The following is a 22,232-nucleotide window of genomic DNA, read 5'->3' on the forward strand; positions in this document are numbered from 1 at the left end:
AAAATCTATAAATTTTTCACCCTTATTTCATCAACTGCACTAATAACAAATTCTTTACTGCTCTTTGTATCTTTAGCTAAGAATTCTATATCACTATCGTTCAATTCAGTTACATTATTGTTTACTAGACAGTTTCTTATATATGATTTTCTAATTTTATCAAGATTTATATCTGTAGCTTTTAATAAACTTGGATGTGATGGTAATATTAAATTTTCACCTGGAACTTCATCATCTGGGTTTCCAAATTTAATTTCTATTCCATTTTCTCTAGCAAAAGTGAGTTGTGGACATATATGTTTACCAGCACCAGTATATTCTGTTTCTTGAACTACTATTATCTTATCTTCATCTAACTCTTGTGCTAATGCAAATGCTGCTGTTAGAGATGTATTTCCTGCTGGACCTCTTTCTATACCTTCTAATTGAGCTAATAATTCTGTTATATAAAACACTTCACCTTGTTTTACCATTACATATCTATCCATATATCTAAGAGGTCTTGCTGCTGATCTTGGTACATCTGATCTATCAGGCCAAGTGCAAAATGGTATACCAAATCCTGTGTGTCCTGTAGTAAATGATTTTTTATTGAATTGATTATCACTTGCCATATGAAGTCCTTTTAAATCAACACTTGCTCCTACTACTTGAGTATTTAAAGCACCTGCTTTTATTAAACCTCTAGCAGTTCCTGTTAGGTTCCCTCCACCTGCATTTGTACAAACTACAACATCTGGATCTTTTTTATATTCTTTTCTAAATTGATTAGATATTTCATGACCTAATGTCTCTACTCCTGCTATTCCAAAAGGAGAATATAATGAAGCATTAAAATATCCAGTTTCTTCAAGCATTGCTAAAAATACATAAAATAATTCTGGTCCAACTGTTAATTGAACTACTTCGGCTCCGTAAGCTTCACATTTTCTAGCCTTTTCTATTATTTCTGGTTGACCTATACCTTTACTGTCGTAGCATTCTTGAACTATTATACACTTTAATCCTTGCATTGCTGCTTGAGATGCTACTGCTGCACCGTAATTTCCACTTGTAGCTGCTATTACACCTTTATATCCCATTTTCTTTGCATGATAAACTGCGGTTGCAGCTCTTCTTGCTTTAAAACTTCCAGATGCATTGCAAGCTTCATCTTTTACAAATATTCTTGCTCCTTTTCCTTTTGGAGCTACTTTTCTAGCTAATTTTGTTAAATTTTTAAGTTCTATTATAGGTGTATTACCTACTCCATATTGAGACTGTATTCTTTCTATTTCATCTAAAGTATATCCTGTTTCACTCATCATTTTTTCATAATCAAAAGATACACTACCAGATTCAAATACTGTATAATCTATTCCTATAGCATTTTTCATTATTTCATTATTTCTTCCCATTACAGCTTCATAACTCATATCCCTAGTCATTTAAACCACCTCCAAATAGAATTTCTTTTGCTTGTAAGCCTATTTGAAGTAACTCTGGTATGCATTTACCATAATCATGTGTATAGTAAGGATTTACTTTTACTAAGTTTCCATTTACTTTTCTTCCTGTTATAGTAGTTATTTCTACTAAATCTCCAATATTTGCATCTTTATTTAAAAATCCTTTTACCCACATTTCTAAAGGAACTTGTTTAGTGTCATCTGGCACTTGTGGTGCTCTATCTTTGGAATCTAGCACTACATTATGTACTATTACCCAATCATTTTTCTTTGCAACCATACTAATACCCCCTTGTTATATTTCTAATTAACTTATTTATTCTAAGCTTCTACTTTTTCCTCAATTTCCACTTCTATTAACTCTCTTACATCTCCCATCATTGCTCTTGGTACTGGTATATCTAACATAGTTTTTAATCCTGATCTTGCATTTATTATATGAGGTATAGAGTTAACACACATAGCTATTGTACCTATTCCTCCTGGTATTTCTGGTGTTATTTGTAGATTTATATTCGGAGTCCCTTGTATAGTTATATAATCTCCTGTATTTTGACCTTCTAAATGAGGTAATATTTGTTGAGGATGTTCCATTTCTATTTTAACTTCATTATCTACGTATCCATATCCACATTGTCTACAACCTGCAACATTACCTGCTTTAACTTCTGCATAATTAGATTTTCTATAAACTGAACTCATTATTGGTTCTCTTGTTTGATCTACTTTATTTAAATTCCATCCAATTCCTTTAGTTATCATATTTATTGATTCAATAAATCCTACATGACCTGCTATAGATCCATCTTCTGCACCTTTTTCAAATGCTTCTTTAGTTATACCTACACCTTGTTCTATCATAACTGCTTTTCCAAATGGAGATAAATCATTTACTCTAGATGCTTTTATATGATTAACTTCTTCACAAGTCCCAGATAATGCTAATATTAATAAATCTAAAACAAATCCTGGATTTATCCCTGTTCCTAATACGCTTACATTATTTTCTTTGGCTATCTTATCTAATTTTTCTGCTAATTCCGGTTCTTGAGCCATTGGATAAGCCATTTCTTCAGCTGTTGATATAACATTTATTTTCTTTTCTAGCACAAATTTTATTTTATCAAAAGCATTTCTTGTAAATGAATCCGTAGCTAATAACGCAACATCTATACGTTTTTCAGTAAATACTTCTTCTGGATTAGAATTAATTATAACTTCTGGTCTATCTAACTTTTCTACACCTAAAACTTCGTACATACTTTTTCCAGCTCTTGCTTTATTTCTATCACATACACAAACTATATCTATTCCTTTTTTATTTAATAACATTCTTGCCATTCCACTTCCCATTGCACCAAATCCCCATAACCCAACTCTAACATTTCTCATAAATCATTTTCCCCCTTTTCAATTTGTTTGTTTTATATTTATAGCAAATCTTATGCCATATACTTATTTATTTTTTTGTTTATATTTTTTATATTTTACATATCGCTAATAAGAATATATTCACAATAAAATTTTTTATTATGATTATATTCTTTATGATTAAATTTTCTGACATTTCTCACTTTTCAATAAAAAAAGAGCAATAAATCTTGCTCTTAATGCAAAATTTTTTGCTCTTTTTATATACTAATTCCTTCTTATATTATACTTTTTTATTTTATACTGTAAGTTTTGCCTACAAATTCCTAAGATAGCTGCTGCTTTTGTAACATTATCTCCAGAACGCTCTAAAGCCTCATTTATGTATTTTTCTTCTATATCAGCTACAATCCAATCAAGAGGTCTCGATTTAATATCTATAAAATATTGATCCCCATTTTTCCCACTATCATATTGATTTATATTTATCATATCTTTATTTAATATATTCTCATCATCCATCATACTCATACTTGAATAAATTGTATTTTCTAGTTCTCTTACATTACCTTGCCAATAATGTTGTTTCAAATATTGTTTAGCATCTTCAGATATCCTTTTAATATTTTTATCTAATTTTTGATTATATTTATCTATAAATTTATTAGCAAGTAAAATTATATCATCTCCTCTTTCTCTTAATGGTGGTATTTGGATATATATTACATTTAATCTATAGTATAGGTCTTTTCTCAATTTTCCTTCTTCTAAAATTTTATTTGGATTTTCATTAGTTGTTGCTATAATTCTAACATCTACAGGTATATCTTTTGTTCCACCTACTCTTCTTACATATCCCTCTTGTAATACCCTTAGTAACTTAGCTTGAAGTTGAAGTGGCATAGAGTTTATTTCATCTAATAATAAAGTTCCTTTATTAGCTTGTTCAAATAATCCTGGTCTATCAATTGCTCCTGTAAATCCACCCTTTGTAGTTCCAAATAAAATTCCCTCTAACAAACTTTCAGGAAGTGCTGCACAATTTTGTGCTATAAATGGTTGTTTTTTTCTACTGCTACCATAATGAATTGATTGACTTATAAGTTCTTTACCTGTTCCAGTTTCTCCATATACTAATACTGCTGCATCACTCTTTGCAGCTTTTTGAGAAATCTTCAAAGATTTTTTTATTGTGTCACTAACACCTATTATATCATCAAAATTATATCCTATCTTTTCTGGTATATGTGACTTAGATATTTTTATTTCTTTTAGTTTTAAAATTTGCTCTGATAAAGATTGTATTTGAGTCATATCCTTTGATATTTCTAAGGCTCCAACTAATTTATTACCTACTATAATTGGCATTGTTGTATTTATAGTTGTAATTTCTTTGCCATCTTTATTTAAATACTTCTGTACATTATCCTTAATTATACATTTACTATCTAATACTTCTAATAATGTACTATTGTTTACCTTCATATTCTTTACAACATCAAAAAAAGATTTATTTACTATATCTTCTTTATTCATACCCTCTAATTTTGCCATAGAATTATTGTATACTATAGTCTTTCCATTTTTATCAATGAAATGAATTCCCTCATCTATGCTTTCAATTATCTTATTAATAACTTCAACATATATATTTTCTTTCATTTCGCCCCTCCTCGTATTAAACTTTCACCTAATACTCAAATCATATTTACGACGATTTACCCTTAAAATAAATATACCAAAAATTTCACCCTTTAATTAATTATATAACATATTCTCTTTATATTCCTTCTTATTTAAATTATGGTATAAAAAAACAGCCAAAATAATTTTAAACTTTTTTGACTGTTTTTATATAAAAATATATTGTTTTAAATACTATTATAATTTATTTATTATCCAAATATTTTAGTAGTTAATGAACATCCTGTACAAGTTGCTGCTATACCACCTAAAGCTGTTTCTCTTAATTCCATTGGAAGAGATTTACCAACTTTATACATAGCATCAACAGTTTCATCAAAAGGAATTATATTTAATATTCCTGCAAGACATAATTCTGCTGATATTAAAGCATTTGCAACTCCTATAGCATTTCTACCTTGACAAGGTGCCTCAACAAGTCCTGCAATAGGGTCACATACAAGTCCCATTACATTTTGTAAACAATGAGATGCAGCATGTAAAGCTTGTTCTACAGTTCCACCCATCATTTCAACTACACCAGCAGCAGCCATTGCAGCAGCAGCTCCAGTTTCAGCTTGACATCCACCTTCAGCACCAGCAACAGTTGCATTTCTAGTTATAATAGCACCTATTGCAGAAGCTGCAAATAAAGCATCTATCATATCTTCATCATTTAATCCATATTCTTTTCCTATAGTTACTACTGCTGCAGGAAGTATTCCACAAGATCCTGCCGTAGGTGCTGCAACTATAAGACCCATAGAAGCGTTTACTTCCATAGTACCCATAGCTGCAACTAAAGCTTTATTCATTAATGTACCACAAACCGATTTCCCATTATTTCTGAATGTAGTTAATTTTTTAGCTTCTCCACCGATTAATCCACCAACTGATTTTATATCTTCTTTAGTAGCTCTTTCAGTAGATGATTTCATTATATTTAAACTAACTCTCATTTTTTCTCTTACTTCTTCTTTAGATAATCCTGAAAGTTCAGCTTCTCTCTCTAAACATATTTCATGCATAGACATTTCATATTTTTTACATTTTTCTAATAATTCTGCTCCACTTGTAAAGTTAAATTTCATAATTTTTCTCTCCTTACTCATTAAAATTTGTCTAAAACTACAGCTTTAGCTACAACTTCAAATTTCTTTAATTGATCTAAAATATCTGCTTCTAATTTTTCATCTGTTTCTATAGTAACAAATGTATAGTCAGAACCTACTGGGCTATTTGTTGACATTGTTGCTATATTTTTATTATTATGAGCAAGAAGTCCAGTTACAAACGATACTGCTCCTGGAATATCTTTTATTTCTAATATTACAGCTGGTCTTGACCCATTAAAATCCAATCCTAATCCATCTATTTCTGTAAGTTTTATATTACCTCCACCTATAGAAGCTCCTCTTACAGTAGACTTAGATCCATCAGCTAAAGTCATTTCCATCTTTACACTATTAGGATGTTCGTTTTCTCCTAGGTCAGTTTTTATAAACTCAAACTTAATTCCACTTTCAGTTGCTATGTCAAAAGAGTTTCTTATTCTAGCATCGTCTGGTTGAAATCCTAATATTCCACCTACTAATGCTTTATCAGTACCATGACCTTTGTAAGTTTCTGCAAAAGATCCATGAAGTAAAAACTTCACTTCTTTTACTGGTTGTCCTGCTATTTTAGATGCAGCTTTCCCTAATCTTGCAGCTCCTGCAGTATGGGAACTGGACGGTCCTATCATATTAGGCCCTACAATATCAAATACACTATAATCTTTAGCCATTATATTACCTCTTTCTTCTTCTTTAAATGTCTTGTTTAGCTTAATTTTAAAAAATATTTTAAAATCAAGTCAAAACAATATTCCATGTCATATCATATTTATATATCTAGAAGATTTAAATTAAATTTTTTATTAGTTTATATAAATAGTATCTAACTTAAACTATCATATATACATATAACTAATATATACATAAATTATTTTATCACATTATTATTATATATAAAAATTCTTCTTAATAAAATACTTTTTTTTAATTTTATTAAATTAAACTATTCCAAATTTGTTTTATTGTTAGTTTTTTTGTAAATAATTCCACTTTATTTTACTTTTTTAGCGTTTTTTGTATATTTATGTATTTTATTTTTATAACCAATTTAAAATGGCCAGTTTTTACTGGCCATTTTGTAATTAATCTTTAATTTTAAATTATAATACAGCTATTACTTCTATTTCAACTTTAACGTCTTTTGGTAATCTTGCAACTTCAACACAAGCTCTAGCTGGTTTATTGTCTCCAAAATATTCAGCATATACTTCGTTTATTGCTCCAAATTCGTTCATATCTTTTATAAACACTGTAGATTTAACTACATGTGAAAAATCTGCTCCAGCTTGAGCTAATATAGCTTTAACATTTTTTAATGATTGAGCAGCTTGAGCTTTTACATCTCCTTCAACTATTTCCATAGTTTCTGGTACAAAAGGAACTTGCCCAGATACAAATAACATATTTCCAGCTTTTATAGCTTGAGAGTATGGCCCTATAGCTTTTGGTGCATTGTCTGTATGTATTATTTCATGTTTCATATTGTAATTCCTCCTTATTAAATAAACCTTTTTCTATGCATATAGCATATGTCATATATAATTATACTATTATGCCTTACACATTGTATACATTTTTTTACAATGTAAACTAAAAACTATTTAGTCCTTAGTTTACATTATAATATACCATATCACGATATTTTATGAATCAAATTACATTTCTATTATTTCAAATCCTGCTTCTTCTATACTTGTTTTTATTTTTTGTATATGATTATGATCAAATGTTTCTAATATAAATTCAGCTTTTTGCTTACCTAAGCTACGTCCAGTTGCTAATGTAGATTGGTTAGCGCTTAATATATTTGCATTATTTTCACCTATTATTTTAGTTAACTGTGCGAATCCACCTGGCTTATCTACTATTATTGTACTGAAAGAATATCTTCTTCCTTCTTTAGCTAAACCAGTTCCTATTACTCTATATAATGTATTAACATCAACGTTACCACCTGATATTACACAAACTACATTTTCATCTTTTGCAGGTACATATTTTTTACTTAATAATGCTGCAGTACTTACTGCACCTGATCCTTCAGCTACAACTTTTTGATTTTCCATTAAGAATAACATACCTTGTGCTATTTCATCTTCTTCAACAACTACAACTTCATCAACTAATTCTTTTATTATTTCAAAAGTCATATCTCCTGGAGTTTTAACTGCTATACCATCTGCTATTGTAGTATCTTTAAATGCAGATGTTACTTTTCCATTTTTGATAGATTCTTGCATTGAAGGTATATTTGCTGTTTGAACACCTATTATTTTAACATTTGGATTTAAAGCTTTAGCTGCAACCGCTATTCCAGATATTATACCCCCTCCACCGACTGGGCATAAAATAGTGTCGACTTTGTTATCTAATTGTTCAAATATTTCAAGAGCTATAGTCCCTTGTCCTGCTATAACATATTTATCATTAAATGGATGCAAGAATGTTGCTCCACTTTCTTTTTGAATTTCAACAGCTTTTGCATAAGCATCATCATATACTAAACCAGTTAAAACTACTTCTGCTCCATATCCTCTAGTTGCAGTAACTTTTGCAAGCGGTGCAGTTGCTGGCATTACTATTGTTGCTTTTATACCTGTCATTTGTGCTCCTAATGCAACGCCTTGAGCATGGTTTCCTGCACTTGATGCTATGACACCGTTTGCCTTTTCTTCATCAGTTAAACTTGCTATTTTATTACATGCTCCTCTTAATTTGAAAGATCCTGTTTTTTGAAGATTTTCACATTTGTAGAAAACCTTTGCCCCTGTTTGCTGGCTAAGTTTAGCACTTTCTAATATATCAGTTTTCTTAACTATATCTTTTAAAGTTTCTTTAGCTTCTCTAACATCTTGTATGGTAACCTTTGTCATTTTAACTCACTCCTGTAAAAACAAATTTTTTCTTTTAATTAATTTTGTTTCTTAACAATTATTATTCTATATGTTTTTTTTACAAAAATCAACATGAAAACGGTTTTTCGTAATTTTAAGATTTGTCTAAAAACAACAAAAAATTAAACAATTACATGTTTTAGAAATAAAAACTTCTTTTTTTGTTAAATAAATTATTTAATTATTATATCTATTTTTAATAATCAAAAGCAATGCACCTTTGATTTTTCAATATGTAACTATTATTTCAATTTCTTATTTCTTAAAAATTTTATATAATTTAGTTTTTAATACTAAATTTACAAGTTTAACTCTTTTATAATATTTTTGAATTAAATTATTTTAATTTATTCATTTTTTCAATAAATTGTATATTTAAAGCTTTTATTATATAATTTTCCTTAAACTAAAAAAGAGTTCATATCAAAATATAAAAATTTGATACAAACTCTTTTAAGTTTCTAATTACTTAACTACTATATTAACTAGTTTTTTAGGAACTGCAACTACTTTAACTATAGTTTTTCCTTCAACTAAAGACTTTATTCTTTCATCTTCCATAGCTATCTTTTCCATATCTTCTCTTGATATATTAGGAGCTACACTTAACTTACCTCTTACCTTACCATTTACCTGAACTACTATTTCAACTTCATCTTTAACTAAAGCTGATTCGTCATATTTTGGCCAATTTATATCAAATATACTTTTATCTTTGCCTATCATAGTCCATAATTCTTCACCTATATGAGGAGCAAATGGAGCAAGTATAGTAATTATAGTTTCTATACCTTCTTTTATAACTCCGTCATTTTTATCATCTAACTCTTTATATTTATACATTTCATTTATTAATTCCATAAGAGCTGATATAGCTGTATTGAATCCAAATTTTTCACTTAAATCTTCTGTAACTTTTTTAAGTGTTGCATGTATTGTATATCTCATAGCTTTATCTTCTTTAGTTAACTCACCTATTTCAGCATTAGACTTAGTTACTTCACTTAACTCATCAACTAATCTATATACTCTATTTAAGAATCTAAAGCATCCTTCAACACCTTGTTCTGACCAATCTAAATCTCTTTCTGGTGGTGCTGCAAATAACACAAATAATCTAGCCGTATCTGCTCCGTATTCATCTATTATTTCTAAAGGAGATACAACGTTACCTTTAGATTTACTCATTTTTGTACCTTCTTTAAGAACCATACCTTGAGTTAAAAGGTTTTTAAATGGCTCGTTAAAGTCTATCATACCCATATCTTTAAATGCTTTAACGAAGAATCTAGAGTAAAGTAAATGCATTATAGCATGTTCTACTCCACCTATATATTGATCTACAGGCATCCATTTATTAGCAGTTTCTTTACTAAATGGCTCATTTTCATTTTTAGCATCTACATATCTTAAATAATACCAAGAAGAGTCAACGAAAGTATCCATTGTATCAACTTCTCTTCTAGCTGGCTTTCCACAATGTGGGCAAGCAGTAGTCATAAACTCTTTTGAAGTTGTAAGTGGAGATTCTCCTTTTCCTGTAAACTCAACATCTGTAGGTAAAAGAACTGGTAAGTTTTCTTTCTTAACTGGAACTACACCACAGTCTTCACAATAAACTACAGGTATTGGACATCCCCAATATCTTTGTCTTGAAAGTAACCAGTCTCTTAATCTATAATTAACTGTTTTCTTTCCTATTTTCATTTCTTCTATTTTATTAACTATTCCTTTAAATCCTTCTTTAACATCTAATCCATTGAATTCTTCAGAATTTATCATTTTATCATCTTCATCTATAACTTGTATAACATTTAAATCATATTTTTCAGAAAATTCCTTATCTCTTTCATCATGAGCTGGAACTGCCATTACTGCTCCAGTACCATAGTCAGCAAGTACATAGTTTGCTATCCATAAAGGAACTTTATTACCATTTAAAGGATTTACAACATATCTTCCTATAAACATTCCTTCTTTTTCAGTTTCTGTAGAAGTTCTTTCTATTTCAGTCATAGTATGCATCTTTTGAATAAAAGCATTTACATTAGCTTCATATTCAGTTCCGTCTACTAATTCCTTAACTAATTCATGTTCTGGAGCTAATACCATATAAGTAACTCCATATGTTGTATCTGGTCTAGTAGTAAATACAGTTACTGATTTGTCAGTACCATCTATATCAAAAGTTATTTCTGCACCTGTGCTTTTTCCTATCCAGTTTTTTTGCATTGTTTTAACTTTTTCTGGCCATCCATCTAAAGTATCTAAGTCATTAAGTAATTCTTCTGCATATTGAGTAGTTTTAAAGTACCATTGTTCTAAATCTTTCTTTACAACTACACTATCACATCTCTCACATTGTCCTTGAACAACTTGTTCATTTGCTAAAACTGTTTCACAAGAAGGACACCAGTTAACAAAAGATTTTTTCTTGTATGCTAGTCCATGTTCTAAAAACTTTAAGAATATCTCTTGTGTAAACTTATAGTATTGAGGAGTTGAAGTTGCTACCTCTCTATCCCAGTCATAGCTAAGTCCAAGTAACTTTAACTGACCTTTCATATCTTCTATGTTTTCCATAGTCCACTTATGTGGATGTATTCCATGCTTTATAGCTGCATTTTCTGCTGGAAGACCAAATGAGTCCCATCCCATAGGATGTAACACATTGTATCCTTCCATTTTCTTAAATCTAGCTACTACATCCCCTATAGAATAATTTCTTACATGACCCATATGTATTTTCCCTGATGGATAAGGAAACATCTCTAATGTGTAATAATTTGGTTTTGTTGAATCTTGAGTGTTAGTTTTGTATTGATTATTATCTTCCCACATTTTTTGCCACTTAGCTTCAACTTCATTTGGTTTATAAACGTTCATTTTTTCCTCCTTAAATTTAATTATTTATAATTTAATATATAATAGTTATTTTATCCATTAAGTGATAAATTTAACTTCTCAAAAATAAAAAAATCCCCATCTCCTAAACTTACGTTTAGGGACGAGGATATATCTTCGCGGTACCACCCTAATTAGTCTATTACTAGACTCTCTCATGCAGTCTTTATACCAACTACGGTTTAAATAGATATACCTAGCAAGTTCAAAGCTATATTTTATTAGTTTACACCAAACACTAACTCTCTGAAAAAACATATACTTTTACTACTCTAGTCTATTTAATAATTTTTTAATTTTAAAATATAATAATTTATCTTATCATCTTTATGCTAAAGTGTCAACATCTACATAAGGAGCATCTTTCCATAATTTTTCTAAATTATAGAACCCTCTATTTTCCTCATCAAATATATGAACCATAATATCTCCATAATCAAGAAGAACCCAAGTTTGAGCTCCATGTCCTTCTTTTCCTCTTGGTTCTATTCCAAGCTTAGTTAATTCATCTTCTACATTATCAGCTATAGCTTTAACTTGTCTTTGAGAAGATGCCGTAGCTATAACGAAATATTCACACAAGCTTGAAACCGCTCCTACATTTATAATAGATATATCTTGTCCTATTTTATCATCTATTGCATCATATATAACCTTTGTGATTTGTTCTACTGTCATATTGATTCCTCACTTTCATAATTTTAAGCACATTTTATTATTATACCATAAAAATTCTACTATTAACTATTGTATTTTTATATTGTTTATTATATGTATATTCTTAATCTATTATAAAGTTTCTTTCATTAAATAATTTCTTGCGCTTACAGTTCGAGGATGTATTAATTGTTCGTTATCTATCACAAATTTTATAGTATTATTAAAAGAAGTTAAAAGTGCTTTGTCAAGTTCTCCACCATAAGTTAATTTTCTTAATGTTTCTGCTTGTGGAAATTTTCTTCCCTCTTCTATTAAGTCTGCTATGTAAATTATTTTTTCTAATAAACTCATATTTTCTCTTCCTGTAGTATGATATTTAACTGAGTTTATTACATCTTCATCTTCTATTTCAAACTCATATGTTGCAATATATGAACCTATTATGCTATGTGATAATGCTAAATTATCTTCTTCTAATTCATCTAAGTAAATTTCATATTTATTGATATAATCTTCAACTTCACTAAGTTCTAAATATTTTGCACAATCATGAATAATTCCTGCTAAATAAGCTTTGTCTTTGTCACAATTATATATTTCACTTAATCTCACAGCACAATTAGCTACATTTAATGAATGACTAACTCTTCCCTTAGGTAACATCTCATCTAATCTCTTTTTTATATTTTCTAAATTCATCTACTCATCTCCATATCATATAATTTATTTTCATATATATATTTCTCTACACTTTCTGGTACTAAATATCTAACTGATTTATTCTCTCTTAACTGATTTCTTATATACGTAGAAGATATATCTAATGATGGCACATAAACACTTAAAATTTTAGCATTGTATTTTTTTATAAGTTGTTCTATCTTTTCTTGTGCTTTTAATACACTTATTCCTGGTCTAGTAGCTGCTATAAATGTTGCTAATTTAAAATTTTCTTGTACATCTTTCCATTGTTCAATGTCACATATGGCATCTGCTCCAGTTATAAAATATATTTCTATATTTTTATATATTTTTTTTAATTGTCTCAAAGTATCTACTGTGTATGTCCTTACATTTCTGTTTACTTCTAAGTCTAAAACTAAAAAGTCTTTATTATTAACCGTTGCAAGTAATACCATATTATATCTATCATACTTGTTTGTTATGTCTTCTGGTTTATGAGGAGGATTTCCCGATGGTATAAAAAGTATTTTGTCTAATCCATACTTATCTCTAATAAATTCTGCCGTTGCTAAATGTGCATAATGAATTGGATTAAATGTCCCTCCCATTATACCAATCCTTGTAGTTTTATTATTTTTTTTGAACTGTTCTAGTTTACTAGTATTTTCTACCTTACAATCATTAACTAGATCGTTAATCCTCATAGTCTGTCTCCTTTATACCAATTATATTATTATTGTATCATTATTTTTTGTTTCTTAAAGGTAATAAATTGTTTTTTTTAGTATATAATCATATTTATAACGCAAAAAAAAAATTTTAAAATAAATTTTTAACTTATTATATTTATATTTTCTTATTAAAGTAAGTTTTTGATGTTTTTTATTAATGCTTTATTAATATTATTTACAAAATATTAAAAGTTTCTAAATTTATATAATTTAACATTGTTAATATAATTACATAAAAAAAAGGAGATTTATACATGGCTATAATTACTAAAATCGAAGCTCAAAAGAAAAATACTGAGAGGGTTAACATATACGTAGATGACGAATTTTTCATAGCTATTTTTAAAGAGCTTGTTTTTACTTTTAATTTAAAAAAAGGTATTGAAATAGATGAACAACATTTACAATCCATATTAAAAGATGAAATGTATATAAAAGCTAAAAACAAAGCATTAAATATTCTATCTAAAGCTGACCAATCAGAAAAAAAAATCAGAGAAAAACTATCAGTTGATTTTGAAGAAGATACAATTGATAGTGTTATTGATTTTTTAAAAAAATACAACTTTATAAATGATTCTATATTAGCACAAAAAATTGTAAATACTAATGTGAATTTAAATAAATGTGGTAAAAATAGAATTAAGCAAAATTTATATAACAAAGGTTTAAATAAAAATTCTATTAACGAGGCTGTATCTGAAATAGATAATGATGTGGAATTTGAAAATGCTATGTATTTAGCAAAAAAAAGATATGAAAGAGTAAAAAATGAAGATAAAAGGAAAATATATCAAAAAATTTCTCAACATCTTATTTACAAAGGATTTAGCTATGATATTGTAAAAAGCGTATTGAATAAACTTTTAAATTTTGATGAATCTAATATTTAATTTATTATGATATAATGTTAAATGTACATTTCGGATTATGATCCAGGAGGAATTTTTTTATGAAAATAGTTGTCGGAATACTAAGCTTTTTATTAGGTTTATATAATGTTATTCAACTATACAAACAAGATAGAATGAACTAAATAAATTAAATTTTATAATTTAAAAAGGAGTAGAATCAAAATTATTTTTTGAAACAACTCCTTTTTTTCCGAATTATATTGCTAAAAACAATATGGTAATCTTATGTTTATAAATCCATTTAATCTTTTAATTACTTATAATAATTATTGAACAAATCAACTAACCTTCCATTTGATTTGAATCCTAATTCTGATAAACTTCTATCTATAATATTTAAAACATAAACTATATTTTCTAATCTAGCATTTTCTCCCATGTGTCCTATTCTTAAAATCTTATCTATATATTGTCCTAAAGATGTCGCAATAAGAGTATTGTATTTTTCTAGCATATAATTAGTTAATTTTAAAGCTCCTATTTCCTCTGGTATTTTTACTGCTGTAACAGTATTTGAATATCCTTTATCTAAAAACAATTCTAAACCATAATCTTTTATAGCATTTCTTATAGCTATAGCTATTTTTTCATGTCTTTCTAAAACATTTTTAACTCCCTCTTCTATTATGTTATCTATTGCCTTATCAAGCCCTAGTATATCATTTATTGGCATGGTATAAGGAAAAGACTTATTTGTATAATAATCTACCCATATTAATAAGTTACAATAAAATCCAACTATTTTACTTTTTCTACTTATCATAGATTTTTTTGCATCTTCACTTACACTTACTATAGTAAGTCCTGGAGGTGCAGAAATTGATTTTTGTGATCCTCCTAATGCTACATCTATTCTCCATTCATCTACATCTATATTTTCTCCCATCATAGCAGCAACAGAATCTACTACTGTTAATATTCCATGACTTTTTAAAATAGGGCATATTTCTCTTAAATTATTTAATACTCCCGTTGGAGTATCACAGTGCACTATTGTAGCGTATTTAAAATCATTATCTTTTTCTAAAAAACACTTTAATTCATTAATGTTTATATCTTTTGTATAGTCACTTGAAAAATATACAGCTTCTCCACCATACATAGTTACAAAATCAGCAAAACCATTTCCAAATATTCCATTATCAATTACTAAGACTCTATCTCCCTTTTCTGTCAATGATGCACAAGCAGCCTCAAGTCCTAAAATACCTTCTCCAGATAAAATATAAACATCATTTTTAGTATTTAATATAGAAGCAATCTTATCACATGTATTTTTATAAAAATGAAAAAAATCATTATCTATATCTGGATTTGTAGCTTGTTGAACTCTCGCTAATCGTACATTTTCTCTAACATTAGTTGGTCCCGGTGTATAAACTACTTTATTATTCACAATAAAATTCCCCCTTTTGTTTATTCTAATATAATTATATATTACTAATAAATTTCATTATACAATTTATTGTTATTTTTTAATTGTATCAATACATTTATCCATTATTTCTCAGGAAATTCTTCATATAAAATCTATTTTTAATAATATTAGACATTTTAATAATAAATTTACACTCTTGAAGTTACAAATTCTTCTAATAAACAGTACTTCTATTTTTAAAATTTTTAATTAGTTCATTTTTTTATCTTTAATATAATATTTTTTTAACTTAATGTTAAAATATATATAAGTTTAAATTTTTATTAATTTTTAAAATATAATAAGGAGAAAAATATGATAGACTTAATTTTGCTTGGTTGTGGAGGAAATATGCCCATGCCTAATAGATTTTTATCTTCTTTATTTATAAATTACAGAGGAAGAAAAATCCTAATAGACTGTGGCGAGGGTACTCAGGTTTCTATGAAAATGAAAAATTGTGGTTTTAAAAATATAGACTTAATATTTATAACCCATTTACATGGAGATCATATTATCGGTATTATCGGACTTTTATCAACTATAGCTAATAGCTCAAGAACTGAAGATTTAACTATAATTGGTCCTGTAGGTATAATAGAAGCTATGAAAGCAATTAGAGTTTTAGTTGAATACTTACCATATAAAATAAATATAATTGAAAATCCAGTTGGAAAGTTTTCATTAATAAACAATGAATTAAAAAACATCGAAATATCATCTATAGAATTAGATCACTCTACTGAATGCCTCGGGTATAGTCTATATTTTAAGAGAATCCCTAAATTTAATATAGAAAAAGCCATTGCTAATAATGTTCCTAAAGAATTATGGCAAAAACTTCAAGAAGGAAAAGAAATAATTTTTAATGGTAAAAAATATAGCCCAAATATGGTACTTGGTGACGACCGTAAAGGGCTTAAAATAAGTTATATAACTGATACAAGACCACTTTTATCTATCCCAGATTTTATTAAAGATAGTGATTTACTTGTTTGTGAAGCTATGTACGGAGATGACTTAGATATTTCAAAAGCTGTTAAAAATAAACATATGACATTTAGAGAAGCAGCTAATTTAGCACGCTTAGGAAATGTAAATAAACTTTTACTTACTCACTTTAGTCCATCTCTAGATTATCCTGAAAATTATATAGAAAATGCAACTAGCATATTTAAAAATACTATTATAGGAAAAGACCAACTTGAATTAAACTTAAACTTCAAAGATTAATATAAGAAGTTTAAATGTAAAACCCCTGATAATTATATAAGTTTATAAACACTTTTATTAATATCAGGGGTTATTTTTAATAAAACATAAAAATTATAAAAAGCACCTGTTCTCACAGATGCTTGTAATTTATCTTCTAGCTGCTCTTTTAGTTGGTTTACCTTTTTTAGTAACATTCTCATCTTTAACTCTAACTTTAGCTTGAGTTTGGCCTGGGAATATTATTTTAGGCTCTTCATTGTTTTTCTTATATATAGTAAATTTAAAACCTATAGCTTGAACAAATTCAGCTCTTAATGCTTCACATACTGCATTAGCAGTTTCTTTAGTATCAAGTCCTGCATTTTCAAGTATTGTAATTTTAACTATTTCTCTACTTTTTAACATTCCATCAAGTTGTTCTAAAAAACTTTCAGTTACACCATCTTTACCTATTTGAGTAATAGGCTTTAAAGTGTTTGCTATAGATCTTAAGTATGCTCTTTGCTTACCTTTTAACATATTGTCACCTCTTATTTCTTTTCCTAGTTATAGAATTCAAATTCTATTTCGTAAATTTTAACTGTATCTCCATCTTCTATTCCCATCTCTCTTAGTCTGTCAAATACACCTTGACTTTCCATAGCTTTTTGGAAATATTGAGTAGATTCCATATCCTCAAAGTTAACAGAGTACATAATTCTTTTAAGAGATTTACCTTTAACAACATATACTCCATCTTCTATCTCTATGCTTAAACCACCATCTTCATTGCTTTCATCTAATTCTGGTCTATACATTTCTTCTTCTGTAACTAATTCTACGTCTTCTACTTCTTTTAATATAGTAGAAACATAAGATATAACTTCATCTATACCTTGACGTGTAGCTGCTGACATTTTAAAGACTTTGTATCCTCTATTTTCTAATTCAGATTTAAAATCTTCAAATATACTTTCATCTTCTAATATATCAATCTTATTAGCTACTACTACTTGTGGTCTTGAAGCTAACTTTTCATTATAAAATTTAAGCTCATCATTTATTTTATCAAAATCTTCTAATGCATCTCTACCTTCTACTCCAGAAATATCTACTACATGAATTAATACTTTTGTTCTTTCAACATGTCTTAAGAAATCATGTCCAAGTCCAATCCCTTCAGCAGCTCCTTCTATAAGTCCTGGTATATCTGCCAAAACAAAACTCTCTCCAAACTTAGTTTGAACAACTCCTAAATTCGGAGTTAACGTTGTGAAATGATAGTTTGCTATTTTTGGCTTTGCCTTAGTTACAACTGATAAAAATGTAGATTTACCTACATTAGGGAATCCTAAAAGTCCAACATCTGCTATCATTTTAAGTTCTAATGTTATCCATCTTTCATCTCCATCTGTTCCTGATTTTGCGAAAGCTGGAGCTTGTCTTACTGCATTAGCAAAGTGTTGATTTCCTTTTCCACCTCTACCACCTCTAGCAATTACCGCTCTATCGCCTTCAGCTTTTAAGTCTGCTAAAACAAGACCTGTTGCTTCATCTCTTATTACTGTACCAGCTGGTACTTTTAAAACTAAATCGTCTCCGTTTTTTCCAGCTTTTCTTTTCTTACTTCCATCTCCACCTGACTCAGCAAGATACTTTCTTTGGTACTTAAAATCCATTAAAGTTCTTAATCCTAAATCTACTTCAAAGATTACACTTGCACCACGTCCACCATCTCCACCATCAGGTCCTCCTGCTGGAACGTATTTTTCTCTTCTAAATGCTACCGAACCATTACCACCGTTACCGGCTTTAACAAAAATTCTAGCTTTATCTATAAACAAATTAATCACCTACTTGATTAAAACTTTTTTATTATTTTATCCTAAAAAGATATTTAAATTCTTATAAATGTCCACTTATAAGAAAAAGGAGTGCATCAACACTCCTTTTTAGTATATTACTCAGCAACTGCTACTGGATATATACTTACTTTCTTTCTTTTCTTATCTTTTCTTTCGAATTTAACTGTACCGTCTATTAATGCGAATAAAGTATCATCTCCACCTTTACCTACATTAGTTCCTGGATGTATTTTAGTACCTCTTTGTCTTACTATTATACTTCCTGCAGTAACTAGTTGTCCGTCGAATCTCTTAACACCTAATCTTTTAGCAACAGAATCTCTACCATTTTTAGAAGATCCTACCCCTTTTTTAGATGCAAGTAACTGTAAGTTCATGTTTAACATTTGGAGTCACCCCCTACTTTTTTAAGATTTTTATATTTTTTGGGTATTCCCGTTTAATTTCTTCAATAGCTAATTGAAAATGATTTAATAATAGTTGAGAATTTGCTAGATGCGCATCTTTAACAATACACTCTATATGGCCTTCTTTTCCTATTACACTTTCAAATTCAACTTTCTGTAATTTGTCTAAAGAATTTATGACTGCAACTGCATTAGATGTAACTGCAGCACACACTATATCATAACCTATTTCAGCATAATCAGCATGTCCCTTTAAACAAAAACCTTGAAGCATAAAGTCATCATTATAATAATATTTAACTTTTATCATTATAATCCACTAACTAAGCGTTTATTTTTTCTATAACTATCTTAGTGTATGGTTGACGATGTCCTTGCTTTCTTCTGTAGTCTTTCTTAGCTTTATACTTGAAAACTATTATTTTCTTAGCTTTACCTTGTTCAACAACTTTTGCTTGAACAGAAGCACCTTCAACAACTGGAGCTCCAACTACTAACTCTCCGTTTTTAGTGCAAGCTAATACTTCATTTAAAGTTACAACATCACCTGCGTTAGCTTCTAACTTTTCAACGAATAATACATCACCTTCAGCAACTTTATATTGCTTTCCACCTGTTTTTACTATAGCGTACATTAAATACACCTCCTCGGTCTCAAACTCGCCATAAAAGGTACCTCATAAGAAGATTTAAACCTGTTCTGTGCGGCATTACAGTTATTAATAATACTACTATCTTGTCGATTTGTCAACTAGCTATTATAAATAATATTTATTTTTTCATGATGCATCTCGTCATCAGATTGTAGCAATACAATTATACCATATTTTTTGCTTATTTTTTGAATTATATCCATAAATTTATCTTTTATAAGTATATAATTATTTATATTTAATTCTATAGTTATATTTTTATAAGATGTATGCTCACTTATTCTCATTATTTCTTTTTCTATGTCATCTAATATATATTTAATTGACTTTATAACTGCATCTCCTTCACAAGACAAGCATTTAGTCAAATAGTAATCATTTACTGAATTTTTTTCTCTTTTTCTTGCAACTTCCACTAACCCTAATCTAGTCATTCCTAAAACTTCAGACTTTCTTTTGTCTTTTTGTAGCTCACTATTTAAAGTTTCTATCAAATTATCTTTATACTCTTTTTTATGCATATCTATAAAGTCAATTATTATAATTCCACCTATATCTCTAATTCTTAGCTGCCTAGCTATCTCTATAGCAGCTTCTATATTGGTTTTATAAACAGTTTCATCAAGTTTTGCACTTCCTGTAAATTTGCCTGTGTTAACATCAATCACTGTAAGTGCTTCCGTTTTATCAATTATTAAATATCCACCACTTTTTAACCAAACTTTTTTATTAAGACATTTTTTAATTTGTCCTTGTACTCTATATAAATCAAATATATCTTTATTTTCTTCTAATGTTACTTTTTTTACGTACTCATTATTTATAGATTTTAATATAGTTTTTATTTCTTCATATTTTTGTATAGTGTTTACAACTATTTTATCTACAGATTCATTCATATTATCTTTTATATATTTTGTAGCTAAGTCTAATTCTTTATATAACAATTTAGGTCCAATACCTAACTTATACTCTTTACATATTTTTTCATATTTTTGTTTTAGACTTTCTATATCTTCCAATAGTTCTTCTCTATCGCATCCTTGTGCTTCCGTTCTTATTATCAAACCTAAATTTTCTTTATTAATAGAGTTAACAATTTTCTTTAATCTAAATCTTTCTTTTTCATTAGTAATTTTATTTGACATAGTGCATCTATCATTTGAAGGTATATAAACTAAATATCTTCCAGCCAAACTTATTTCTAAATTTAGTTTAGCACCTTTAGTCCCTATTCCTTCTTTAGCTATTTGAACTAAAACTTCTTGTCCTGATTTAATTTCTTTATTTTTATATAAAGGAAGATATGCTAATTTTTCAAATCCCACATCTACAAAACATGCTTCTATTCCTGGTTTTACATTCTTCACGATACCTCTATATATATTTGATACTACCTTGCTTTCTATGTTGTCTTCTATAAGTAGTTCCATCAATTTATCATCTTCTAATATTGCTGTTTTTTGAGATGATACTAAAGATTCTATTATTATTTTTTTCATTAATTCACTTCCTTTGCTTATATATTAACTATAATATCAAAAAGGTGGGTAAATACCCACCTTTAAATCTTCTATATATAATTTTTTAATTACATAGGAGAAACTAATTGCCCATCTTCAACTACATATAAATCTCTTCTTAATATATCTACATCTAAAGGATCCATTTCTAATTCTAATAAATCTAATATTTTAGGTATAAATATGTTGTTATTTAAATTAGCCTTAGAACCTGTAGCTATAGTAGCTGTAAAAGTAAGTGATTTATCTTCTAAACTTAATAAGTCAAAGTTTTTTATCATTGGTCTTATGTTAGATTCCACTATTTTACCTTTTTTATTTTTCTTAGTTATCATTATTTCTTCTTGATTCATAAAATCTACTATTTTGGATTTTATAAATTCTTTGCTTAATGCTCTCTGTAATTCTATATCGAATAAATATTCACCATATTCTATTGTAGAAGCTAAAGATTCAGTTTGACTAGTTATTTCCTCAGCTTTAATAAACTCTATCCCCGGTGGAAGTTGTTCATTAATTCTGTTTAAAAATTCTTCTGTAGTTAAGTCGTCTTCTATCTCAATATCTACATATTCTCCCTGACTTTCAGTTCCTAATGCTAGTGCATTTCCATAACTCATTTTGGGATGAGGGTTAAATCCTTGTGAATAAGATAATTCTATTTCAGCTCTTCTAAATGCTCTTTGTAATAATCTTTGTACATCAAGGTGTGATATATATATCATATCTCCCTCTTTTTTAAATTTAACTCTTATTATTTTACTCATAA

At 28.2% G+C, this 22,232-nt stretch carries 22 protein-coding genes and 2 other annotated features; of the genes, 2 read left to right on the forward strand and 20 right to left on the reverse strand.

Features of this window, described 5'->3' with window-relative positions; all coding sequences use genetic code 11:
• Window positions 1–5: 5 nt before the first annotated feature.
• From ortB to nadD, 12 genes are all read right to left on the reverse strand, one after another.
• Window positions 6–1,427 (reverse strand): 2-amino-4-oxopentanoate thiolase subunit OrtB, encoded by a 1,422-nt coding sequence (ortB, locus tag CHF27_RS05365; RefSeq protein ID WP_095405726.1) that lies wholly within the window; start codon window positions 1,425–1,427, stop codon window positions 6–8.
• Window positions 1,420–1,728, reverse strand: coding sequence for a 2-amino-4-oxopentanoate thiolase subunit OrtA (ortA, locus tag CHF27_RS05370; protein ID WP_095405725.1), 309 nt, complete (start codon window positions 1,726–1,728; stop codon window positions 1,420–1,422). The genes ortB and ortA overlap by 8 nt, the downstream gene beginning before the upstream one ends.
• Window positions 1,729–1,769: 41 nt before the next feature.
• Entirely contained in the window at window positions 1,770–2,840 is a 1,071-nt protein-coding gene (gene ord / locus CHF27_RS05375) for a 2,4-diaminopentanoate dehydrogenase (RefSeq protein WP_095405724.1), read from the reverse strand.
• Window positions 2,841–3,086: 246 nt separating this feature from the next.
• The gene (locus CHF27_RS05380; protein WP_095405723.1) at window positions 3,087–4,481 is read right to left on the reverse strand and encodes a sigma-54 interaction domain-containing protein; all 1,395 of its coding nucleotides are present in this window, start codon (window positions 4,479–4,481) and stop codon (window positions 3,087–3,089) included.
• Between the two features lie 233 nt (window positions 4,482–4,714).
• A complete protein-coding gene (gene sdaAA, locus CHF27_RS05385; RefSeq protein ID WP_095405722.1) occupies window positions 4,715–5,593 on the reverse strand; it encodes an L-serine ammonia-lyase, iron-sulfur-dependent, subunit alpha in 879 nt (292 codons plus the stop codon).
• A gap of 20 nt (window positions 5,594–5,613) precedes the next feature.
• Window positions 5,614–6,288 (reverse strand): L-serine ammonia-lyase, iron-sulfur-dependent subunit beta, encoded by a 675-nt coding sequence (gene sdaAB, locus CHF27_RS05390; RefSeq protein ID WP_095405721.1) that lies wholly within the window; start codon window positions 6,286–6,288, stop codon window positions 5,614–5,616.
• A gap of 429 nt (window positions 6,289–6,717) precedes the next feature.
• Entirely contained in the window at window positions 6,718–7,098 is a 381-nt protein-coding gene (locus CHF27_RS05395; RefSeq protein WP_095405720.1) for a RidA family protein, read from the reverse strand.
• Between the two features lie 174 nt (window positions 7,099–7,272).
• Window positions 7,273–8,490, reverse strand: a complete 1,218-nt coding sequence (gene ilvA, locus CHF27_RS05400; RefSeq protein WP_095405719.1) for a threonine ammonia-lyase — start codon at window positions 8,488–8,490, stop codon at window positions 7,273–7,275.
• Window positions 8,491–8,976: 486 nt separating this feature from the next.
• A complete protein-coding gene (leuS, locus tag CHF27_RS05405) occupies window positions 8,977–11,397 on the reverse strand; it encodes a leucine--tRNA ligase (protein ID WP_095405718.1) in 2,421 nt (806 codons plus the stop codon).
• 114 nt (window positions 11,398–11,511) lie between these two features.
• Window positions 11,512–11,705, reverse strand: a binding site (T-box leader).
• Between the two features lie 37 nt (window positions 11,706–11,742).
• A complete protein-coding gene (rsfS, locus tag CHF27_RS05410; protein WP_095405717.1) occupies window positions 11,743–12,093 on the reverse strand; it encodes a ribosome silencing factor in 351 nt (116 codons plus the stop codon).
• 111 nt (window positions 12,094–12,204) lie between these two features.
• Window positions 12,205–12,774 carry a bis(5'-nucleosyl)-tetraphosphatase (symmetrical) YqeK gene (yqeK, locus tag CHF27_RS05415; protein WP_095405716.1) on the reverse strand — a complete coding sequence of 190 codons (570 nt, stop codon included), beginning with the start codon at window positions 12,772–12,774 and terminating at the stop codon, window positions 12,205–12,207.
• Window positions 12,771–13,463 (reverse strand): nicotinate-nucleotide adenylyltransferase, encoded by a 693-nt coding sequence (gene nadD / locus CHF27_RS05420; RefSeq protein WP_095405715.1) that lies wholly within the window; start codon window positions 13,461–13,463, stop codon window positions 12,771–12,773. Before nadD ends, yqeK begins: the two co-directional genes overlap by 4 nt.
• Before the next feature lie 281 nt (window positions 13,464–13,744).
• Between nadD and recX the strand changes: the two genes are divergently transcribed.
• Window positions 13,745–14,383 carry a recombination regulator RecX gene (gene recX, locus CHF27_RS05425; RefSeq protein WP_095405714.1) on the forward strand — a complete coding sequence of 213 codons (639 nt, stop codon included), beginning with the start codon at window positions 13,745–13,747 and terminating at the stop codon, window positions 14,381–14,383.
• A 274-nt stretch (window positions 14,384–14,657) separates the two neighbouring features.
• Here the strand turns inward: recX and CHF27_RS05430 are convergent, their stop codons facing one another.
• Window positions 14,658–15,800, reverse strand: coding sequence for a pyridoxal-phosphate-dependent aminotransferase family protein (locus CHF27_RS05430; RefSeq protein ID WP_095405713.1), 1,143 nt, complete (start codon window positions 15,798–15,800; stop codon window positions 14,658–14,660).
• 336 nt (window positions 15,801–16,136) lie between these two features.
• Here CHF27_RS05430 and CHF27_RS05435 point away from each other — a divergent pair, with 336 nt between their 5' ends.
• The gene (locus CHF27_RS05435) at window positions 16,137–17,054 is read left to right on the forward strand and encodes a ribonuclease Z (RefSeq protein ID WP_095405712.1); all 918 of its coding nucleotides are present in this window, start codon (window positions 16,137–16,139) and stop codon (window positions 17,052–17,054) included.
• A 129-nt stretch (window positions 17,055–17,183) separates the two neighbouring features.
• Here the strand turns inward: CHF27_RS05435 and CHF27_RS05440 are convergent, their stop codons facing one another.
• The 7 genes from CHF27_RS05440 to CHF27_RS05470 all read right to left on the reverse strand — a co-directional run bounded on the left by CHF27_RS05440 (window position 17,184) and on the right by CHF27_RS05470 (window position 22,230).
• Window positions 17,184–17,555, reverse strand: a complete 372-nt coding sequence (locus tag CHF27_RS05440; RefSeq protein ID WP_095405711.1) for a YhbY family RNA-binding protein — start codon at window positions 17,553–17,555, stop codon at window positions 17,184–17,186.
• Between the two features lie 23 nt (window positions 17,556–17,578).
• On the reverse strand, window positions 17,579–18,859 hold the full coding sequence (gene obgE / locus CHF27_RS05445; RefSeq protein WP_095405710.1) for a GTPase ObgE: 1,281 nt from the start codon (window positions 18,857–18,859) through the stop codon (window positions 17,579–17,581).
• Window positions 18,860–18,975: 116 nt separating this feature from the next.
• Window positions 18,976–19,266 carry a 50S ribosomal protein L27 gene (gene rpmA / locus CHF27_RS05450; protein ID WP_095405709.1) on the reverse strand — a complete coding sequence of 97 codons (291 nt, stop codon included), beginning with the start codon at window positions 19,264–19,266 and terminating at the stop codon, window positions 18,976–18,978.
• A 13-nt stretch (window positions 19,267–19,279) separates the two neighbouring features.
• Window positions 19,280–19,597 (reverse strand): ribosomal-processing cysteine protease Prp, encoded by a 318-nt coding sequence (locus tag CHF27_RS05455; protein ID WP_095405708.1) that lies wholly within the window; start codon window positions 19,595–19,597, stop codon window positions 19,280–19,282.
• 13 nt (window positions 19,598–19,610) lie between these two features.
• On the reverse strand, window positions 19,611–19,922 hold the full coding sequence (rplU, locus tag CHF27_RS05460) for a 50S ribosomal protein L21 (protein ID WP_095405707.1): 312 nt from the start codon (window positions 19,920–19,922) through the stop codon (window positions 19,611–19,613).
• Between the two features lie 11 nt (window positions 19,923–19,933).
• Window positions 19,934–20,009: a sequence feature (ribosomal protein L21 leader region), on the reverse strand.
• 29 nt (window positions 20,010–20,038) lie between these two features.
• A complete protein-coding gene (locus tag CHF27_RS05465) occupies window positions 20,039–21,442 on the reverse strand; it encodes an Rne/Rng family ribonuclease (RefSeq protein WP_095405706.1) in 1,404 nt (467 codons plus the stop codon).
• 89 nt (window positions 21,443–21,531) lie between these two features.
• The gene (locus CHF27_RS05470; RefSeq protein ID WP_095405705.1) at window positions 21,532–22,230 is read right to left on the reverse strand and encodes a TIGR03936 family radical SAM-associated protein; all 699 of its coding nucleotides are present in this window, start codon (window positions 22,228–22,230) and stop codon (window positions 21,532–21,534) included.
• Window positions 22,231–22,232: the final 2 nt, after the last annotated feature.

This window comes from Romboutsia maritimum, from assembly GCF_002251085.2.
GTDB classification, from domain to species: Bacteria; Bacillota; Clostridia; order Peptostreptococcales; family Peptostreptococcaceae; genus Romboutsia_B; species Romboutsia_B maritimum.

Bases quoted from the DNA above. Each gene is read 5' to 3' on its own strand.
- rplU (WP_095405707.1), bottom strand. From the start codon at position 19,922: ATGTACGCTATAGTAAAAACAGGTGGAAAGCAATATAAAGTTGCTGAA.
- yqeK (WP_095405716.1), bottom strand. From the start codon at position 12,774: ATGAATTTAGAAAATATAAAAAAGAGATTAGATGAGATGTTACCTAAG.
- sdaAB (WP_095405721.1), bottom strand. From the start codon at position 6,288: ATGGCTAAAGATTATAGTGTATTTGATATTGTAGGGCCTAATATGATA.
- CHF27_RS05435 (WP_095405712.1), top strand. From the start codon at position 16,137: ATGATAGACTTAATTTTGCTTGGTTGTGGAGGAAATATGCCCATGCCT.
- CHF27_RS05470 (WP_095405705.1), bottom strand. From the start codon at position 22,230: ATGAGTAAAATAATAAGAGTTAAATTTAAAAAAGAGGGAGATATGATA.
- ortA (WP_095405725.1), bottom strand. From the start codon at position 1,728: ATGGTTGCAAAGAAAAATGATTGGGTAATAGTACATAATGTAGTGCTA.
- CHF27_RS05380 (WP_095405723.1), bottom strand. From the start codon at position 4,481: ATGAAAGAAAATATATATGTTGAAGTTATTAATAAGATAATTGAAAGC.
- CHF27_RS05395 (WP_095405720.1), bottom strand. From the start codon at position 7,098: ATGAAACATGAAATAATACATACAGACAATGCACCAAAAGCTATAGGG.
- rpmA (WP_095405709.1), bottom strand. From the start codon at position 19,266: ATGTTAAACATGAACTTACAGTTACTTGCATCTAAAAAAGGGGTAGGA.
- sdaAA (WP_095405722.1), bottom strand. From the start codon at position 5,593: ATGAAATTTAACTTTACAAGTGGAGCAGAATTATTAGAAAAATGTAAA.
- ord (WP_095405724.1), bottom strand. From the start codon at position 2,840: ATGAGAAATGTTAGAGTTGGGTTATGGGGATTTGGTGCAATGGGAAGT.
- CHF27_RS05455 (WP_095405708.1), bottom strand. From the start codon at position 19,597: ATGATAAAAGTTAAATATTATTATAATGATGACTTTATGCTTCAAGGT.
- nadD (WP_095405715.1), bottom strand. From the start codon at position 13,463: ATGAGGATTAACGATCTAGTTAATGATTGTAAGGTAGAAAATACTAGT.
- leuS (WP_095405718.1), bottom strand. From the start codon at position 11,397: ATGAACGTTTATAAACCAAATGAAGTTGAAGCTAAGTGGCAAAAAATG.
- rsfS (WP_095405717.1), bottom strand. From the start codon at position 12,093: ATGACAGTAGAACAAATCACAAAGGTTATATATGATGCAATAGATGAT.
- CHF27_RS05465 (WP_095405706.1), bottom strand. From the start codon at position 21,442: ATGAAAAAAATAATAATAGAATCTTTAGTATCATCTCAAAAAACAGCA.
- CHF27_RS05440 (WP_095405711.1), bottom strand. From the start codon at position 17,555: ATGTTAAAAGGTAAGCAAAGAGCATACTTAAGATCTATAGCAAACACT.
- ilvA (WP_095405719.1), bottom strand. From the start codon at position 8,490: ATGACAAAGGTTACCATACAAGATGTTAGAGAAGCTAAAGAAACTTTA.
- ortB (WP_095405726.1), bottom strand. From the start codon at position 1,427: ATGACTAGGGATATGAGTTATGAAGCTGTAATGGGAAGAAATAATGAA.
- recX (WP_095405714.1), top strand. From the start codon at position 13,745: ATGGCTATAATTACTAAAATCGAAGCTCAAAAGAAAAATACTGAGAGG.